Origin of the sequence: Pseudoalteromonas sp. S3785, assembly GCF_005887365.1 — a bacterium.
GTDB lineage: Bacteria > Pseudomonadota > Gammaproteobacteria > Enterobacterales > Alteromonadaceae > Pseudoalteromonas.
On record NZ_PNCT01000029.1, the window covers coordinates 1 to 19,390 of the forward strand.

The following is a 19,390-nucleotide window of genomic DNA, read 5'->3' on the forward strand; positions in this document are numbered from 1 at the left end:
TTATCGCCTATTTATGGGGAGTAACCACACTTCATAGGCTCTGCCTTGCCTAAAAACCAAACATACCGCTGCAAATTTAACCATCAAAGATCAACACGCCCTTACAACTCCAACGCGAAACTCACTTTCTCTGAGCTAGAGGATAAATTACAGTCAGTAAATGTTTCAACGGTGATTCTCGATGTAGACTATTGTGCAGGACCAGAAACATTAGCTAATGCCTATTTAGCAATCGCGAATGCTAAACCTCTGCTTAAGGATATTAAGTTAAATTTAAGTGGAAGTCATAACAAGAGTAAGTGTAAAAACACATAACACGCTTTTTGAGGGTGTTTATAAGCGCTAAATAACCTACCTATGTGTGGCCGGCTAATTGCACACCTTTCTTTTATATAATTTTGTTACCTAAGGTTATTTGTTTTTTATAGGGTGTAATGTTTACCTGTTCCTGATTTATTGCAGCTAGACAACCCTTGTCTTGTACGTAATAATGTAAAAATTACATTAATTTTAACATGTAAAGTGTTAACAAAGTGCCCCAAGGTTAATTAATGCCACAAAGAAGTAAGTGGACACTCGCTGTTTTATTAGGGTTATTAGGCGGGTTAGTAAATCTCTCGCCATTGTATTTTTTCGACAGCTCCGAATTTTTGTTTGGGCAATTGTTTGTCTTATGCAGCTTGGTATTTACTGGACTGCGTTACGCGTGCTTAAGCCTTGCCATTGTTTCTGGCTTTTTACTTTATAGGTGGGGCCATTGTTGGCCGAGTATTGTGTATTTACTCGAGCTTTGTTGGCTTTATGTTTTTTGCTTACGCCGCTCTAAACCTATCCTTCCTCTGGGCAGCGTATTTTGGTTATGTATAGGTTTACCCTTTGTATGGGTTATAGGCCAATTTGTTATTGGCTTAGCTTGGTTAACGCTCATAGTCGCCATATCAAAGTACTTAATTAATGCGCTAATAAGCTTAGCAGTGGTTGATTTATTTAGCGTATTTGTACCTTACGCTAGCCGTGCGTATCAGGGGCGGCCATTGGCAAAAATTTTAAGCTATGTGGTTAGTGTCATTATTATTTTAGTGGTATTGCTAACCAGTGTTATTTTAGTTAACGACCACCATGCGCGCTTAGAGTATGAAGTAAACGCTCAACTAGAAGAAAAAGCCGAGTCTATTAGCACGCAGTTAAATGATTATTTAGCATTTCATAGAAACGCCATTGTTATGAGTAGCGATGCCATAGGGACAGGGACCCCCAGCAAGGTGCAGCTTGAGCGACTCATGTTTTTATTCCCAGGTTTTACCACCAGTTTGTATGCAAACCCCGATGGCTTTGTAGAGCTTAGTTCGCCTAACGATTTAATTGAAGGGCTTAGCCTTGCGCAGCGCAGCGTTAAAGACAGAGCATACTTTACCCAAGCGCAGGACCATCCACTTGGTTACACCAGTGGTGTGTTTCAAGGGCGCGGCCTAGGAAATGAGGCCATTGTAGCGCTCTCTGCGCCTATTTATCGTAACAACACGTTTTATGGTGTGGTAGAGGGGTCGTTAAAGCTAGATCGCTTGGAGCGATTTATACCTAACCTATTTGAGTACACGGGCGACTTAGTGGTGCTAGATGCGCATCAAAAGGTGGTATTTAGCTCGCTTGATGAATTTAAAATACTGAGCCATTTTAGCGAACAAGGCTTTAACACCAGTAATTTAGGTGATAAAAACTTATTTCGTTCAATTAAAAACGAGGTGTACCATAGTTCTCGGTATATTGACTCGCAAAACAATTGGCAAGTTATTACCTTTTACAACCGTAAACATTTAAGTATGGCGGTGGCAAAAGCGTGGCTTCCTACCATTTTGCTAAGTGCGATACTGATGATTTTAGTGGTTATTTTTATACACCAACTTGCTAATTTATTAGTGCAGCCAATTACTAGTTTAACTACGTTAATGCAAAGTTTTAGTAAAACCAAAACGCACACGTTTAATACAGACTCCAGTTGGCATGAAGTATTACAATTGCAGCAGCAATTTGAATTATTGGCCAACGCTCTCCATCGTTCAATAGAAAACCTACAAGCATCTAATACTAGAAACCAAGGATTAAATACTCAACTTAGCGAATTTAATCAGCAGCTAGAAAGCAAAGTAACTGAGCAAACTACAGAGCTTAAAAAAGCGGTGAATAGGGCTAATTTAGCCAATGTAGCTAAATCGCAGTTTTTAGCGAACATGAGCCACGAGTTACGTACGCCTATGAATGGTATTTTGGGCATGGGAGAGGTGTTACTGCGCGATAATTCATTAACTGATGAGCAGCGTGAGCTGTTAAATACACAGCAAAAAAGTGCACAAAATTTACTGAAAATTTTAAACGACATTTTAGATTTTTCTAAAATAGAAGCCAACGCAATGGAAATGAGCCCACGGGCTACTAATCTTGCGCCGTTTATTGCCAATATAAAATCGTTGTTTTCGCCTATTGTAAGCTCGGATCAGGTCGAGTTTATTGTTGAGCAAAGTGACAGACTGCCAGATTGCGTAAAAGTAGATGATCTTCGCTTAAACCAAGTGATTATTAATTTGCTCTCTAATGCGTATAAGTTTACTGAGCGCGGTTTTGTACGTTTATCGTTTGATTATGAAAATGGGCAGCTTTTAGTAAGTGTAGCCGATAGCGGTATTGGTATTGAAAAAGATCAACAAGCGCTGTTATTTAGCGAGTTTACACAAGCAGATGTAGGTGTTGCACGTAAATATGGCGGTACAGGGTTAGGGTTAGCGATTAGCCAAGGGTTAATAAAAAAAATGCAGGGTGAAATTACCCTTAATAGCGAGCCTGGCAAAGGCAGCATACTTAAGTTTTACGTGAGTGCACCTAAAGCACAGTCAAACAAACCAAAGCCCGTTAAACAACAACAGTCGCTGCCAAATTTGAGCGATAAAACACTATTATTAGTTGAAGATAACCCCATAAATCGTCAAGTAATTGCAAAAATGTTAGAGCCCACTAAGGCAAACTTAGTAATGGCAACCGACGGTATAGAAGCGCTGAAAGTACTTGAAGGCAACCGATTTGATTTAATTTTAATGGATTGCCAAATGCCTAATATGGATGGCTACGAATGTACCCAAACGATTAGGGCTAATGAGGTAAACACTAAAGCTCATGTCCCTATTGTGGCGATTACTGCTAATGCCTACGAAGATGATAAGCAGCGTTGTTTAAGCGTAGGTATGGATGACTTTGTTTCTAAACCGGTTAATACGCAAGGCTTGTATGATGTAATCACCAGGGTGATAAACGCGCACTAGTTTATCACCGAAGCAAATTTTAAATAAAATCGAGGGTGAGCAATAAGCGCTGCTCGTTTGCAGCGACCGGTGGTGAACGGTGCACTAAGCCTGCGCCTTCGTTTTCGTCCCAGTATTCACCTTTAAGTAGGGCAACATCGCCTTGATTTAGCTGATTAATATTGCTGGTTGATGTAAATAAGCCAGACTCTTCATCGGGCTTACCTAAATTACCAGCCCCCAATTTTGAGCGGTCTACATCGCTGTGATTTAGCCACTGCGTTGCAACCCCTTGATAAGTTGTTACTAGTCGGCATGGAATTTTGTCTACATGAAAACGCGGACACATGGGTTTGTTTAACACTTTTAGCCTTAAACCCGCACGTTTTAAATCAAACAGGCAGCAAAACATTTCAATGAGTAGGGCTATATCTTCACATAGCGCTTTAGCTTCATTGTAATTTTGTTCTGTTGGCTTTAGCGCTTTAATTAATTGATCAAACGCATTATCGGGCGATAGTGCAAGTTCAAGTGGTTTTAATGCATTTGTATTTATGAGCGTATTAACCGCCTCTGTTAATGTGCTTTCGAGGTTTCTTTGCCAAACCGCAATGTTGATATTTTCGTTATAAATTTGCGGTAGCACGTTGGCATCACTATTTATAGCTGCACGTCTATGTAGAGGTTCGGCGGGTTTTACTTGTGCTGATAAAGGGGCTAGGGCGTTCATTATAATTCCTCCCAAATTGGAAACGGATCGCTGTAGGTTCTCCAAAAATCTTTACCTTTAAGTACGGCATCTTCAGGCAGTAGGCAGTCATCTAGCGCTTTAATCATGGCTTGCTTATTTAATGATTGACCAATAAACACCAGCTCTTGGCGCATATCGCCAAAGGGTTCTACCCATTTGCTGTTTATATCGGCAAGTAGCTCAGGATCGGTTGGCCAGTCTTTTTTAGGGATGGCTTTATAAAACATGCCTGCAAACCCATAGTGGGCAATGCCGCCTGCTTGGTTCCACTGGCCGCAAAATAGCGGGCGTGTGGCAAGCCAAAAGTAGCCTTTAGAGCGAATGAGTTTGCCAAATTGCTCAGTACCGTGCAAAAACTTATAAAACTTTTCAGGGTCAAACGGGCGATGAGCAATGTAATTAAAGCTGCTAATACCGTATTCTTCAGTCTCAGAGATGTGCTCACCGCGCATTTCTTTAAGCCAGCCAGGGGCTTGTTTTGCGCGTTCAAAGTCAAAAAGGCCGGTGTTAATTACTTTATTAATATCAACTTTTCCGGCTGATATAGGAATAATTTCAGCTTGGGTATTGAGTGTGTTTAAAATAGCTGTGAGTTTATTTAATTGTGCTTTGGTGACTAAGTCGGTTTTACTTATTAAAATTACATCGGCAAATTCAACTTGGTCAATAAGTAGGTCGGTAACGCTTCGTTCGTCCTCTTCACCAAGGGATTCACCTGTATCTTGTAAGTCGTTAGCTTGCTCGTAATCAGTTAAAAAATTAACCGCATCAACCACCGTTACCATAGTATCAAGAGTGGCAATATCTCCTTGTGATACGCCATTTTCATCAGCAAAGGTAAATGTTTCGGCAACAGGCAGTGGCTCAGAAATACCGGTTGACTCAATAACGAGATGATCAAAACGGCCTTCTTTTGCAAGTTTGCTTACCTCTAACAGTAAATCTTCACGCAGCGTGCAGCAAATACAGCCATTACTCATCTCTACGAGTTTTTCATCGCTGTGACTGAGCGATATATCGTTTTTAATAGTGGCGGAATCTATGTTTATGTCGCTCATATCGTTAACTATAACAGCCACTTTTTTACCTTGGCGGTTGTTAAGAATGTGGCTAAGAACGGTTGTTTTACCAGCGCCTAAAAAGCCTGATAACACTGTGACGGGCAGTTTATTTATCATTTAATTTTACTTACTAACATGTATTTAATGGTATGTTATATTGTATCAATTAAATATTCTAGCCATAGCATGCTTTTTTAATGAATGTAGTTTTGAAGGATTAGTAACCATTCGTTTTTTATTGCAAATTCAACAAAACTATTTTGCATTTTTTGTTGTTTTTGAATTTATTTAAACGCGTTACTTTGAGCGCCACCAAACTTAGGAGGCATTATGACATTACTTTTTTCACCCATAGAACTTGCAGGTAAAACTTTAAAAAACCGCATTATTATGCCACCAATGACACGCTCGCGCTCCACGCAGCCCGGCGATATAGCAAACGATTTAATGGCCACTTACTAAGCACAACGCGCAAGTGCTGGGTTAATAGTTAGCGAAGGTACACAAATTAGTAAACTTGGCAAAGGCTACGCTTGGACGCCGGGTATTTATTCAACTGAGCAAGTAGCAGGCTGGAGTAAAGTAACTAATAAAGTACATAACGCTGGTGGCGTTATGTTTGCCCAGCTTTGGCATGTGGGGCGTGTAACGCACAGCGATAACACAGGGGGTGCGCAGCCAATATCAGCATCAGCCATTGCCGCAAAAGACGTAAAAGTATTTGTAGATACTAACGGCGAACCTGGCTTTGTAGAGACTCAGTTACCGCGTGAGATGAGCAAGCAAGATATTACACACGTAATAGGCGAATTTCGCCAAGCGGCCATAAATGCAGTAGACGCAGTCTTTGATGGCATAGAGCTACACGCCGCTAATGGGTATTTAATTAACCAATTTTTAGACTCGCAATCAAATGCGCGTACTGATGAATATGGTGGCAGTGTACAAAACCGTTTGCGCTTTTTAGTTGAAGTAGTCAATGCAGTAAGTGATGAAATTGGCAGTCAAAAAGTAGGTGTAAGGCTTGCGCCACTTACCACGCTTAACGGCACGATTGACGATAATCCAGAGCAAACATATTTGGCCGTGGCACACGCATTAAACGACGCTGACGTAGGTTATATGCATATTGCTGAAGCCGACTGGGATGACGCTCCTTTAATGAGTGTAGAGTTTAAACAGGCCATTCGTAAAGCGTACAGCGGTGTATTAATTTACGCAGGTAAATACACCAAAGAGCGCGCCGGTGAAGCCCTAGCACAAGGCTGGGCCGACATGATTGGCTTTGGTCGCCCGTTTGTGTCTAACCCAGACTTACCAGCAAGGCTTGAGCAAGGTAAACCGCTAAATAGCCACAGCCCCGACACCTTGTTTGGTGGCGCAGAGCAAGGCTATACCGATTACCCAACCGCTTAATTATTTATAAATAAAGTATTTTGAGGGCTGCATGTATGCAGCCTTTTTTATGCAGATAAATCAATAGCTTTAACTTGAGCTAAAAATAAAAAGCGCGTAAGTTAAATAGCTTACCCATTTTAAAAACATAAAAATAAAAATGAAAACCAAACAGATAGAGCAGCTCGCGTTATCAGACTCTGAGACCAAAGACGTGATCACCCCATATGCCTTTAAAATTGACCAAGCGTTATTAGGTATTCCATTAGCGAGCCCAAGCAAACGTGCAATGGCGATGACTATTGATGTGGCTTTGATATTTATGGCCGCTAAGCTAAGTGCAACCTTAATTGCATTTGTGGCTACGATGGCTTTTTATAAAGGCACTGCGCAGCAATACCTGCCAAAAATGTCATCGTTTTGGCGCAGAGCCCTAAAACTTTTTGCAGCGAGCTTTTTATTTGTAAGCGCACTCACCGTGCTCTCATTAGCGATAGATTTTTTTGAAGACGATAACGCTATTCAAGGTATACAAATAGAAAACGCACAGCAAAACGATGAGTTAAGTGAGCATGACAAATCAATAATACGCACGTATTTAGCGCAAACAGACGATGATAAAAACTGCGATGATGCGTGCCAAAGCGTTGCTCGTGCTAATTTAGTTGGCCAATTACCAGCGCTTGCTGAAATTGAAAATGTTGGAGGAATTGAAGTTACGCGCACATTATTGCACTTAATGGCTATTGATGATGAGCCTATGGCGGCAGATGATTTTAAAAATAATGAGACAGAGCTAGAAAGCATTTCGGGCGAAGTAACTCATAAAAGCAATATCACTGAAAAAGCTGAAACTAAAAGCGCACAGACCAAACCTGTCACCAGCATTTTGCAGTGGGGCAAAGGCATTATTCAAGACCTAGGCCTTGGCTTTGGTTGGGCGGCCGTATATTTTACGTTGTTCTCGTTATTATGGCGCGGACAAACCCCAGGTAAAAAAGTATGTAATATTCGCGTAGTAGCACTAAGCGGTGAGCCATTAGGTATGCTTGATTGCTTTGGACGGTACGGTGGCTATGGCGCTGGTTTCGCCACGGGTTTATTAGGCTTTTTACAAGTGTACTGGGACCCAAACAGGCAAGCTATTCAAGACAAAATATCAGCAACTGTGGTTATTCAGGGCAGTGTGAATCAAGTTGTAAATGTGAAAACGGTAGAAGAGACTGTTAATAGTTAATTTTGCTCTTACTACAAGGATGGTTATGAAAGCTTTATTGATTGTATTTATTAACCTGTATTTTATTACGGTTTCTTACGCGTCAGAAAATATTGTGTTAGCAACAGCGCATCAGCTTAAGTCCGTTATTTTAGGTGAACAACGCAGTTTTAGCGTTTATTTACCGCCAAGCTACAATAAAAACCCTGATAAAGTATATCCAGTTATTTACTTGCTCGATGGTGACCAAACACATCTAAAAGCCGTAGCCGGGCTAGTCGAGGCACTTAGTACTCAGCGGCTTGAGCAGCAAATACAACAAGCAATTATAGTCGCCATTCCAAATAGTAAAAATGCGATAAGAGAGCGCGATTTTACCCCAACCAATGTTGATTGGACATTTAACGGGATGCTACTCGAAAAGTTTGAAAATATTGGCAACGCTGCAAACTACAGCGCCTTTTTTGAAAAAGAACTTATTCCACTGATTAATAAAAATTACCGAACATCAACTAAACGCGTATTAATAGGTGAGTCCTTCGGTGGCTTGTTTGCCAGCTATGTATTGCTTACCAACCATGCGCTATTTACAGATTACTTAATTATTGATGCAACCTACCTGTGGGATAACAACTACCTAAACCGTTATTTTAATGAGAAACAGCTTATAAATAAGCCGCTTAATGGCAATGTATATTTTACCTTTGCAAATAACGGCGAAGCGTTTGGCGAAATTGGTAAAACAAATTACCAGTGGGGCTCTGCATTCGCTAAAAAGTTAAAAGCACACTCAAGTGATAATCTAATTATTAATCAACGTTACTTTGAAGATGAAACTCATGGCACAGTCGCAGCGCTTAGCTGGTATTATGGGTTAAAAAGTATACTTAAAAGATAATTTCACCATAAAAATTAAATGAGACTTTAATTGTTAAATGTAAAGCATAAAGAGCTTCATAAAAGCTTTGTATATTTATTAATTGCATGCGTACTAACGAGTTATCTAGCGTTACTTATTACGTGGTACGAGTTTAACGATCCGTCTTTCATTGCAAATAAAAAATTACATATTATAGAGATGATAGTATTACCTATATTAAGCATGGCAGTAATATATACATTATTTAAAAAGTATAGGTGTGATGACAACTTTAATTATTTAATGACTAACCACTTTTTTAAAGGCAGCAGATTAGTAAAAGGGTTTTTGATAGTAATGTACCCTTGCTTACTTTATGTAGCATTGTGGAAGTTAAGCGTAGTTCCCATCTTATATTATGCTGAAAATAATTTAGGGGAACCATGGTCTAAAGAATATTTATTAACCGATGTAAGTGCCTGTACTATAAATGATGAGCAGCAATGTATAAGGTTAAACCTTGTTGACTTATCCTCTGGCGAGGAACGCTCATTTAGATGGTACTTAGATACGCACGAGCTACAAAACATCAGAAATAAGAGAATAAACTTAGTCGGTGAAAAAAGTTACTTTGGATATATCGTTAATGAAATTCAGTGGTGAAGAATAAATAGGGAATTAAATGAGTACTAATTTTAATGAGACTTTAAAAGGCTTTTTTTGGGGAGTAGGGTTTGTAATAGCAACACTCGGTGGTATTAGTGTGTATGCGGCTAACAATAGCCGCTGAAGTGGATAGTGGATTTAAAGAGCAGGTTTCTAATAAAGCATTAGATAGCACGTCTGATTTAAGTAATGATTACAAACTTACTCTCTCTGATATTTTTAAAGAAAATGGGCGTGTAAGAATAACTGCAGAGTTAAAAAACATCTCTAACGAAAGCATATATGCTGGCGGCGTAATTGCATCTACATTTGATGAAAACGGTAAATTTGTTGGTAATTGTTTAGGTAAAAGCGATGACATGTTTATAGAGCCAAGCAAGAGTAGCTATATTGATATTCACTGCACTCTACTAAGACCACAGGCAAGCAGAGTACACTCTGCTGAATTAAAGTTTAAGTTGCTTGGTTTTTGAGCTATTCAAGAAGGACAGATTTTATGAAACTTATTGAAGTAGGTTCATTGTGGTATTTGTTTGAAAATGATGATGGTTACTATATCCAGCAACTTAGCGGTTCCATGCATAGTGAAACGTCTGCAATTTATAAACTTCTAGATGAAGAGATCAATAATTATCTTAAATTTGGTAATGAAGCGCTTTCTAAAACCATAAATTACTTTAGTGATATCGGAAATTACAGTCGTTTATCAGCAGAGCGTCGAGTAAGTTTAGAAATAATTGGTAAGATACAATTAATTGTTAATACACGGGTGTAAGCAGGTAATTATTAAAATGTTTTTAATAATTACTCTTTGAATAGAGTTAATAAAGAAACTTTTTTCTTGTGTAAAATAAGAGTTCAAACTTCTAGTTATTAATTGGTATGAGGTTTTATGCAGAGTAAGTTATTTAGTTGGCAACGAGGTCGCCAAGCGTCGGGCTACGATAAAATGTTATTGTGCTACATGCTCTTCCCTTTTAAATTGGATGCTTACTTAATTAAATTCCCGCAGGGGAGTGAAATAAAACCGCATACCGATAAAGTTAAAACTGGCAGACATTTTAGGCTTAATATTGTATTGAAGCATGCTGCGAAAGGTGGTGAGTTTTTGTGTGAAAATCCAATTATGAATTACAGCCGAGTTAAACTTTTCAGGCCTGATATTGAGCGGCACCAAGTATTAAAAATAGAGCAAGGTACTCGCTATATTTTAAGCATAGGTTGGATTAAAAAGTAATTTGTGTAGGTTGGGTAGAGCGAAGCGAAACCCAACCAAACACCTTTCTTTCAATAGCTGTTTTCACACAGCTATCAACCCTATTTTATTTCCTAAATCTAACCCCAAATCCACAAATCACTAATAACAACACAAATCCCCATACAAACTCATTGCCGTACTGGCTGTACACGCTGTCGCCTTGTATAAGCTTTATATTGGCTTTCATGGTCGCCGCTTCAAACTGTGGCATGGTTTGCTGTGTGTGGCTTATTGGGTCGTATACGGCGCTTACGCCATTATTGGTAACGCGTACCAGCGGGCGTTGTAACTCTAATGCGCGCATGCGGGCTATTTGCATGTGTTGCAATGGCCCAATGGAGTCGCCAAACCAGGCATCGTTACTTACCGTAAAGAGTAAGTCTGAGTCGCTTTGGTAATTTCCGCGCACTAAATCGGCAAACACGATTTCGTAGCAAATGGCTGGTAGCAGGTTAAAGCCATTTGCGCGTAAGTTGTTTTGCACTCTATCGCCACGCGTAAACGATGACATAGGTAAATCAAACAATGGCGCTATAGGTCGCAATATATCCTGAAATGGTACAAATTCGCCGATAGGTAACAACTGGTGCTTACGGTAGCGGTTTTTGTCTAGGTAGCGGTAATGGCCGTGCTCGTCGTTGTGCTCTTTATTACCGACCACAATAAGGGTGTTGTAAATAGTTTTGGTGTCGAGCTGGTAGTCAACAATACCGGTTACTAACGCGGTTTTATTAAACGATGCGGCGCTGTCTAAATTGGCTAAATAGGTGTCGGCAAGGGCTTCTATTTCTGGCACCGCGGCTTCGGGCCATACCACAAGATCAGCATCCCAATGTGGGCGCGTTAGATCTTGGTACTTACTCATGGTGGTCCAAAACTCGCTGGGTTCAAAGCGCAGGTGTTGTTTTATATTACCTTGAACAAGCAGCGTTGACATTTCTTTGCCAGAGTAGCGATTATTACCGGTATTTAATGCGCCAATAACAAGTAACGCTAAAGCGGCTGCGCTTATTAATGGGGTTTTAAAATTTTTTTGGGTGAGCCTGTAAAGGGAAAGACCAATAGCAACACAGGTAAGCGTTAAGCCAAATTCGCCAATATAGGGGGCAAGTAGCCTAAGCGGACCATCTGTTTGTGTATAGCCAAAACTTAGCCACGGAAAGCCGGTTAGTAAGTGTCCACGTAAATATTCACTCATGGCTATGGTGGCAATGAGCAGTGCACCCATGCTTTTAGGGCCACTTGCAAAGCGAGTTGCAGCCCAAAACGCGAGTGCTGGAAACAGCGCTAAATATGAGCACAGTAAAGCCATTAATGAGAGCGACGCTATAAGCGGCATGCCGCCAAAAGTAGCAATAGATACATGCACCCAGCTAATACCTGCGCCAAACCAGCCTAAGCCAAATATAAAGCCATATTTAGCGGCGCTTTTTGCGTGCGCTTTGCCTGTGTTGTTTGGGTTGATACAAAAAATAATGGCGGCAATGCTAAAAAATGCGATGGGCCAAATTTGGTAAGGGGCGTAGCCAAAAGTTAAAATAAGGCCCGCAACCAGTGCGAGCCATGCTTTTTTATCTTTTACTAACAGGGTGAGTTTAGTTAGTAGTTTCTTCACTGTCGTTTTCATCAACCTTAGGAACGGTGACTTGCAGTTGTAAAATACGACGGTTATCAGAATTAGTTACTTTAAACTGATAGTCGTCTATTTCAATTGTTTCGCCGCGACTTGGCATATGGCCAAATGCGTGTAGTACCGTACCGCCAATGGTATCGGCTTCATCGGTGCTGTAACCTGTTTTAAAGTACTCGTTAAAGTCATCAACAGGGGTGAGCGCTTGTACTACGTATACATGCTTAGCAAGTTGGCGAATGTCTTGTTGATCTTCTTCTTCGTCGTGCTCATCTTCGATTTCGCCAACGATTATTTCAAGAATATCTTCAATGGTGACAAGGCCCGACACACCGCCGTATTCGTCAATGACAATTGCCATGTGATAGCGTTGCTGGCGAAACTCATTTAGTAGGGTATCTACGCGCTTGCTTTCAGGCACTACCATGGCAGGGCGTAAATATTCTCGCAGTGAGGGTAGGTGCTCGTCTTTATTTAAAATAAGCGGCAGCAAGTCTTTTGCGAGCAAAATACCTTCAACGTGGTCTTTGTCTTCACACACCACCGGAAAACGCGAGTGGGTAGAGTCGACCATCATGGGGATCAAATCTTCAAGGGGGCTGTCGACCTCAAGTGTGACCATTTGTGAGCGCGGGATCATTATATCGCGCACTTTAAGCTTGGATACACCAAGCACACCTTCAATCATTTCTTTGGTTTCTGGGTCGATTACGTCACGCTCTTGCGCGTCGGCAATTACTTCAACCAGCTCTTCTCTATTCTGGGGTTCCCCTTGCAACATTTGGGCTATGCGGCCCATCCACGTTTTGCCAGAAGAACCCTGGCTAGATTGCGAGTTATCGTCGCTCATTGCGTCTAAATGCTCCGTTAATTTAAATTTCGTCCCGGTATGGGTCAGCTATGTTTAGCTCTGCAAGTAATTGCTTTTCTATGCTTTCCATCTCAAAAGCGTCTTCACTCTTTATATGGTCAAATCCAAGTAAATGCAAGCATCCATGAATAACCATATGGGCAAAGTGGTCATGAAATGACTTTTCTTGCTCGATTGCCTCGGCCAATACAATGGCTGGGCAAATTATTAAATCACCTACTAATGGCAAATCAATGCCTGGCGGTGCTTCAAATTCGAACGACAACACATTAGTTGGTTTATTTTTACCACGGTAGTCGTTGTTTAATTGTTGTGATTGGGCTTCATCGCTTATAACAATGCTCAGTTCCGACTCATCACGAAACTTACTCAGGGCTTTGTCGGCCCACAGTGCAAATTGTTCTTCGCTTGGGAGGTTGTCAAACTCACAGGCTATTTGTAAATCTAATTCGGTGCTCACAATATTACTCTTTAGGTGAAGGCGTCTGTTGAGCGGCAAGTTGCTCTTTGACTTTTTGTTTTTCTATACGCTTTAGTCGCTCGCTTTCGTCATTACGCTCGTAGGCTTCTACAATACGGCCAACTACAGGGTGGCGAACTATGTCGTGCGATTGGAAAAAGTTAAAGCTAATTTCTTCAACATCGCTAAGTACTTCTATTGCGTGGCGAAGGCCTGAGCGCGCACCGCGTGGCAAATCAACTTGTGTAATATCACCCGTTATTACTGCTTTAGAGTTAAAGCCTATACGGGTTAAAAACATTTTCATTTGCTCGGCGGTGGTATTTTGGCTTTCATCTAAAATAATAAATGCATCATTTAATGTGCGTCCACGCATGTATGCAAGTGGGGCAATTTCAATAATGTGTTTTTCAATCAGTTTTTCTACTCTTTCAAAGCCAAGCATTTCAAATAGCGCATCGTAAAGCGGGCGTAAGTATGGGTCTACCTTTTGGCTTAAATCACCTGGTAAAAAACCTAGTTTTTCGCCGGCCTCTACCGCAGGGCGGGTAAGTAATATCCGACGAATTTCTTGGCGCTCTAGGGCATCAACTGCGGCTGCAACAGCAAGGTAGGTTTTACCTGTACCGGCAGGGCCAATACCAAAGGTAATGTCGTGGTGCAAAATATTAGCAACATACAAACCTTGGTTATCGTTTCGGGGTTTAATTACACCACGGCGGGTTTTAATAAACATTTCTTTGCCGTAGGCACTTTGCGGCACGTCTTGTTCTAGGGCTTTTGATTCGGTAATGGCTAAATGAACGTTGTCGGGCTCTATTTCACCAATTTCACCACGAACAGGCTGAGTATCAACATAAAGGTTTTTTAAAATTTCTACGGCCGCGGCACTTGAGTGCAATTTACCTGTTACTTTAAAAAAGTTGTCGCGGTGGATTATTTCAACACCTAGGCGGCGTTCAATTTGTTTGATATTTTCGTCAAACGGTCCACATAAAGAAGAAAGGCGTTTGTTGTCGGCAGGTTCTAAAAAAATCTCTAATGTTTTTAACTGATTACTCAAAATTACTTCCTATTCGGGTGCGCCAGTAAGGGTTACTGGCGCAATGAATTTATACAACTACGGTACGAAAGTAGCTACGCCAATTTCGTTGGTTGTATCGATTTTTGGCTCCACGCTTGCCGCTTTTGTTAAAATAGCTGAAGGAGCAACATCACGACGTAAGTTCATTTCTGATTCTGTACGAATTAAATCGCCACGTAAAGAGTTTGGTAACGCTTCGGTGATACGTACATCAACAAACTGACCGATCACTGTGTGTGGGCCAACAAAGTTAACTACACGGTTGTTTTCGGTGCGGCCACGTAATTCCATTGGGTTCTTTTTAGACGGCCCTTCAACTAAAATACGTTGCTCTGTATCAAACATTTGGCGGCTAATTTGCTGTGCCATTTGCGTAATGCGGTTTTGTAGTAGGTATAAGCGCTCTTTTTTCTCTTGTTCTGATACGTCATCAGGCAAGTCGGCGGCAGGGGTACCTGGACGCGCACTGTAAATAAAGCTAAAGCTCATATCAAAGCCAATGTCGTTAATCAGGTTCATGGTGGCTTCAAAGTCGGCTTTGCTCTCGCCTGGGAAGCCAATAATGAAGTCTGACGACATGCTTAAATTAGGGCGAATTTTGCGCAGTTTACGTATTGTTGATTTGTACTCAAGCGCTGTATGACCACGTTTCATTAAATTAAGAATACGGTCTGAACCACTTTGCACAGGTAGGTGTAAGTGATCTACAAGCTCTGGTACATCGGCGTAAGCATCAATAATATCTGGCGTAAATTCAACCGGGTGCGAAGTGGTGTAACGAATACGGTCAATACCGTCAATCGCTGCTACGTAACGAATTAAATCAGAGAAGTAACAAATTTCACCATCGTGTGTTTCACCGCGGTATGCATTTACGTTTTGGCCTAGTAGATTTACTTCACGTACGCCTTGCTCAGCAAGTTGTGCAACTTCTAATAATACGTCATCTAATGGGCGGCTAACTTCTTCACCACGGGTGTACGGTACAACACAAAAAGTACAGTACTTAGAACACCCTTCCATTATTGATACAAATGCAGACGGGCCTTCTGCTTTTGGCTCTGGTAAGCGGTCAAATTTTTCAATTTCTGGGAACGAAATATCAACCACCGATGAGCCTTTGTCGCCTTGCACTTGTTTAATCATTTCTGGTAAACGGTGCAGAGTTTGCGGCCCAAAAATAACATCAACAAAGGGGGCGCGCTGGCGAATAGAGTCACCTTCTTGTGAGGCAACACATCCACCTACACCAATAATTAAATCTGGCTTGTCGTCTTTTAACAACTTCCAGCGGCCTAATTGGTGAAATACTTTTTCTTGCGCTTTTTCACGAATTGAACAGGTGTTAAGTAAAATAACGTCGGCGTCTGCTGCTTCTTCCGTTAGCTGGTAGCCGTTGGTTGAATCTAAAAGATCAGCCATCTTCTGAGAGTCGTACTCGTTCATCTGACAACCCCAAGTTTTGATATGCAGCTTTTTGCTCATTGAAATATAGCCTCGTGTTCAATTCGGTAGTGGCACAAAAATGTGCTTAAAACGGGATTAAGGAGCAAGGATGCTCACTTAAAGGACGCGTATTTTAGCTGGATACCCGCCCAGATCCAAGTATAGTTTTCATGTTTGTGATCTCAAATCAATACATAGGCAGTTTAATAGCGTGATAGTTATATACTCTCGCATACATCCTGTGAGTTACGGTACAATCAAAACAGTTTCACGTATTAACCAAATGATGAAAAACATGACTAAAAACAAAGTGATTGTTGTAGGCGCAGGGATGGTCGGAGCGGCCATGGCAATAAAGCTTGCTCAGCAAGGAAAATCAGTACAAATAATAGAAAAAAAACTGATAAACGCCGACGCTATTTTAGCAAGTGAACAAGTAGATATTCGAGTATCGGCTATTAATCGTTTTTCAGAAAACTTGCTGGATGAGCTAGGGGCTATGCCTATTTTAAGGCAAAACCGTTTAGCGCCTTATCAGCAGTTAGAAGCGTTTGAACGTGGTGGCGACAACCTATTATTTGATTGTGATGATATTAATACCTCGCACCTAGGCCACTTAATTGAAAACAATTTAATACAAGCAAGCCTTTGGCAGCAGTTTGCGCATTATAACATTGAGGTTATTGAGCAATCAGCTCCCTTAACGGCTATTAAGCAAGATAGTGCGTCAACCACCCTTATTTATGGCTATACCCATTATACTGCTGATTTAGTTATAGCAGCCGATGGTGGGCAATCACAGCTACGTGCAAAAGCTAATATTGGTGTAACGGGGTGGCAATATCAGCAGCATTGCATGGGTGTACTAATAAAGCTTGATGCGCCGCAGCAAGTAAAAACATGGCAACAATTTACCCCTACAGGCCCTATAGCATTTCTACCGATGCAGGCGCCCTACGCAAATTTAATTTGGTACGACAGCGCTAGCACCTTACAAAAGTTTAAAGGATTAACGACTGAGCAAATTAAGGCACATATTTTAAATAAATTTCCATCCCTTGCTGGCGATTTTGAGGTACAAAGCCATGCGGTATTTCCGCTTACTCGCCAGCATGCAAATAATTACTCTAATGGGCGAGTAGTGCTAGTGGGTGATGCAGCACACACAATTAATCCATTAGCTGGGCAGGGCGTTAATTTAGGTTTTCAAGATGTGGTTGCTCTGGCACAGGTACTAGAAGGTGCTAATGATATTGGCTGCCCGATAAAGCTAAAAGAGTACGAGCGAAGCCGCCGTAAGGCTAATCTGTTAATGATGAGCATGATGGATGCGTGTTATTTTGGCTTTTCTAATCACATTACGCCGCTTAAATGGGCGCGTAGTCAGTTTTTAAAAATGGCTAACAATACCGGTCCTTTAAAAAACTGGGTATTAAAATATGCCATTAGTGGAGAGCTTAATTAAATCTACTTAAGTGATTGGCTAACTGAACAAATGCACAGCCAATCACTCCCCTGCTGACGCAACTTGAACATCTGTTATTAATTTATTCCGTTATTACATTTTTTTGCCATACTCAAACTACTAATCAAATAAAAGTAGTGTGTTTGTGGCTAATTTTTTTATTTTTATTCTCATCGTTGGCGCTTTGCTTTTAACGCTTAGTATTGTGCCTACAATAAAAATTTGTAAAAAAACTAACCGTGTATCGTGGATTTTGTTACTAGCGCTTATTTTTAGCTTTATAGTGGGTTATTGGTATGTGCTTTATTATTTTGTAAATAACGATATAGACGGCTTTATTGCAACGAGTGTATCGCTCATTTTGTTTGGCGGCGGGGCTTTTGTATATTTAGTTATTCAGCTTAGTTATAAAAGTATTTTAAAAATAGACCGCTTTGCAAAGCGCCAACGAACCCTTGCCGAAAACGACAGTTTAACCGGCCTTCCTAATCGAAAAAAGTTTTTCCAAGTGCTTAACAAACACGTTAAGTACGAGCCTTCGTTTTATTTAATGCTTATAGATTTAAACCGCTTTAAGTCTGTTAATGACTCATACGGCAATAAAGTAGGGGATATGTTGCTCAGCATTTTTTCGAAAACTCTCAGTCATAATATTATCGGCATAGCTAAGCTATATCGTTTGGGCGGCGATGAATTTGCACTTATTATTGATGACTCAACTAATGAGACTGTTGATTTATGCATTGAAGCGATAAAAAAATCAACCAAGCATCCATTTCACATTTACGAGCACAGCTTACGTGTCCACGTTACTGTCGGGATAACCACCTTTGCTAATCATTCGTCGCATGCTAATGAGTTATTAAAACAAGCTGACTTAGCACTGCATGAAGCCAAAGCTACGCACCAACTGTACGTACATTACTTTGAGGCGTTGAGTGCTCGTGCTAACGAGCTTTCAAATATGACCTCGCGTATTAAACAAGCGATTCAAAACCATGAGTTTGAGCTTTACTTGCAACCTATTTTTGATGCTAAAGCTAACGAGGTACATGGTGCAGAGGCATTAATACGCTGGCCGCAAAGCGATGGCTCGTTTATCAGCCCTGAAGTGTTTATTAGTATTGCAGAGCAAAGTGGGCTTATACTGAACATTTCAAAATGGGTACTGCTCGAAACAATAAAACATTTAAAAGCGTTAAAAGCAGCTGGCTTTATAGGGCAGTTACACGTGAATCTTTCAACTAAAGATTTAGAAAGCCCAGAGTTTTACGAGTTTGTTGAAGAGCTAGTAAAGCATGACCCAACACTAAGCGACGCGATTATATTTGAAATAACCGAATGCGCTATGATGACAAACCTAGAAGCCGCTCGCACAATGATGCAAAATTTAAATAATAGAGGGTTTGAATTTAGTGTAGATGACTTTGGTACTGGTTTTTCGTCTTTAGTATTACTGCGAGAGTTGCCTGTAAGCCAAATAAAAATAGATCAATCATTCATAAAAGATATGCTTACACAAATAGCTGATTATGCGATTGTTGAGTCGACATTGTTTTTAGCCACACGGCTTAATTGTAAAGTAGTTGCAGAAGGAATAGAAAATAACGATCTTAAACAAACATTAACGCTAATGGATTGTGATTATTTACAAGGATATTATTTTAGCAAGCCAGTTAATATAAATGAATTTATACACAAATATGCTAATGAGGAAAAATACAGGATAATTTAGAAAGTGGCTGGGATACCAGGATTTGAACCTGGGAATGCCAGGATCAAAACCTGGTGCCTTACCGCTTGGCGATATCCCAACAAAAAATTTTGATAGTTTTAGTTCTAATTAAGAACATGGTGCGGAAGGAGAGACTTGAACTCTCACATCCTAAGATACTGGAACCTAAATCCAGCGCGTCTACCAATTCCGCCACTCCCGCA

At 40.7% G+C, this 19,390-nt stretch carries 16 protein-coding genes, 2 tRNA genes and 1 pseudogene; 10 read left to right on the top strand and 9 right to left on the bottom strand.

Features of this window, described 5'->3' with window-relative positions:
• Window positions 1-551: 551 nt before the first annotated feature.
• Entirely contained in the window at window positions 552-3,311 is a 2,760-nt protein-coding gene (locus tag CWC17_RS08440; RefSeq protein ID WP_138612590.1) for a response regulator, read from the top strand.
• 19 nt (window positions 3,312-3,330) lie between these two features.
• On the opposite strand, the gene CWC17_RS08445 is transcribed toward CWC17_RS08440, so the two are convergent.
• Window positions 3,331-4,020 (bottom strand): DUF1826 domain-containing protein, encoded by a 690-nt coding sequence (locus CWC17_RS08445; protein ID WP_138612591.1) that lies wholly within the window; start codon window positions 4,018-4,020, stop codon window positions 3,331-3,333.
• On the bottom strand, window positions 4,020-5,219 hold the full coding sequence (zigA, locus tag CWC17_RS08450; protein ID WP_138612592.1) for a zinc metallochaperone GTPase ZigA: 1,200 nt from the start codon (window positions 5,217-5,219) through the stop codon (window positions 4,020-4,022). Before zigA ends, CWC17_RS08445 begins: the two co-directional genes overlap by 1 nt.
• A 213-nt stretch (window positions 5,220-5,432) precedes the next feature.
• Between zigA and CWC17_RS08455 the strand changes: the two are divergent.
• The 7 genes and pseudogenes from CWC17_RS08455 to CWC17_RS08485 all read left to right on the top strand — a co-directional run bounded on the left by CWC17_RS08455 (window position 5,433) and on the right by CWC17_RS08485 (window position 10,475).
• Window positions 5,433-6,518: pseudogene (locus tag CWC17_RS08455) on the top strand (alkene reductase).
• A 139-nt stretch (window positions 6,519-6,657) separates the two neighbouring features.
• On the top strand, window positions 6,658-7,734 hold the full coding sequence (locus CWC17_RS08460; protein WP_138612593.1) for an RDD family protein: 1,077 nt from the start codon (window positions 6,658-6,660) through the stop codon (window positions 7,732-7,734).
• A gap of 25 nt (window positions 7,735-7,759) precedes the next feature.
• A complete protein-coding gene (locus CWC17_RS08465) occupies window positions 7,760-8,611 on the top strand; it encodes an alpha/beta hydrolase (protein WP_138612594.1) in 852 nt (283 codons plus the stop codon).
• Window positions 8,612-8,929: 318 nt separating this feature from the next.
• Window positions 8,930-9,235: a hypothetical protein gene (locus tag CWC17_RS19560; RefSeq protein WP_249935908.1), complete on the top strand. Its 306-nt coding sequence runs from the start codon at window positions 8,930-8,932 to the stop codon at window positions 9,233-9,235.
• Window positions 9,236-9,339: 104 nt separating this feature from the next.
• Entirely contained in the window at window positions 9,340-9,711 is a 372-nt protein-coding gene (locus tag CWC17_RS08475) for an ATPase (protein WP_249935909.1), read from the top strand.
• 23 nt (window positions 9,712-9,734) lie between these two features.
• A complete protein-coding gene (locus tag CWC17_RS08480) occupies window positions 9,735-10,013 on the top strand; it encodes a hypothetical protein (RefSeq protein WP_138612596.1) in 279 nt (92 codons plus the stop codon).
• A gap of 117 nt (window positions 10,014-10,130) precedes the next feature.
• Window positions 10,131-10,475, top strand: a complete 345-nt coding sequence (locus CWC17_RS08485; RefSeq protein ID WP_138612597.1) for a 2OG-Fe(II) oxygenase family protein — start codon at window positions 10,131-10,133, stop codon at window positions 10,473-10,475.
• An 85-nt stretch (window positions 10,476-10,560) separates the two neighbouring features.
• Here CWC17_RS08485 and lnt read toward each other — a convergent pair whose 3' ends face one another.
• Genes lnt through miaB form a run of 5 tightly spaced genes read right to left on the bottom strand, consistent with a single transcriptional unit; the run spans window position 10,561 to window position 16,026 of the window.
• Entirely contained in the window at window positions 10,561-12,111 is a 1,551-nt protein-coding gene (lnt, locus tag CWC17_RS08490; protein ID WP_171042076.1) for an apolipoprotein N-acyltransferase, read from the bottom strand.
• Window positions 12,092-12,976: a CNNM family magnesium/cobalt transport protein CorC gene (gene corC / locus CWC17_RS08495; protein ID WP_004589463.1), complete on the bottom strand. Its 885-nt coding sequence runs from the start codon at window positions 12,974-12,976 to the stop codon at window positions 12,092-12,094. The genes lnt and corC overlap by 20 nt, the downstream gene beginning before the upstream one ends.
• A 22-nt stretch (window positions 12,977-12,998) precedes the next feature.
• Window positions 12,999-13,457 (bottom strand): rRNA maturation RNase YbeY, encoded by a 459-nt coding sequence (ybeY, locus tag CWC17_RS08500; protein ID WP_024033864.1) that lies wholly within the window; start codon window positions 13,455-13,457, stop codon window positions 12,999-13,001.
• A gap of 4 nt (window positions 13,458-13,461) precedes the next feature.
• On the bottom strand, window positions 13,462-14,520 hold the full coding sequence (locus tag CWC17_RS08505; RefSeq protein ID WP_138612599.1) for a PhoH family protein: 1,059 nt from the start codon (window positions 14,518-14,520) through the stop codon (window positions 13,462-13,464).
• Between the two features lie 57 nt (window positions 14,521-14,577).
• Window positions 14,578-16,026, bottom strand: a complete 1,449-nt coding sequence (gene miaB / locus CWC17_RS08510; RefSeq protein ID WP_055016128.1) for a tRNA (N6-isopentenyl adenosine(37)-C2)-methylthiotransferase MiaB — start codon at window positions 16,024-16,026, stop codon at window positions 14,578-14,580.
• Window positions 16,027-16,270: 244 nt separating this feature from the next.
• Here miaB and CWC17_RS08515 point away from each other — a divergent pair, with 244 nt between their 5' ends.
• On the top strand, window positions 16,271-17,452 hold the full coding sequence (locus CWC17_RS08515) for an FAD-dependent monooxygenase (protein ID WP_138612601.1): 1,182 nt from the start codon (window positions 16,271-16,273) through the stop codon (window positions 17,450-17,452).
• A gap of 145 nt (window positions 17,453-17,597) precedes the next feature.
• Window positions 17,598-19,187, top strand: coding sequence for a putative bifunctional diguanylate cyclase/phosphodiesterase (locus CWC17_RS08520; protein WP_138612600.1), 1,590 nt, complete (start codon window positions 17,598-17,600; stop codon window positions 19,185-19,187).
• Between the two features lie 4 nt (window positions 19,188-19,191).
• On the opposite strand, the gene CWC17_RS08525 is transcribed toward CWC17_RS08520, so the two are convergent.
• Together CWC17_RS08525 and CWC17_RS08530 are read right to left on the bottom strand one after the other, a co-directional pair.
• Window positions 19,192-19,266, bottom strand: a tRNA-Gln gene (locus tag CWC17_RS08525).
• A 38-nt stretch (window positions 19,267-19,304) separates the two neighbouring features.
• Window positions 19,305-19,389, bottom strand: a tRNA-Leu gene (locus CWC17_RS08530).
• Window position 19,390 lies beyond the last annotated feature (1 nt).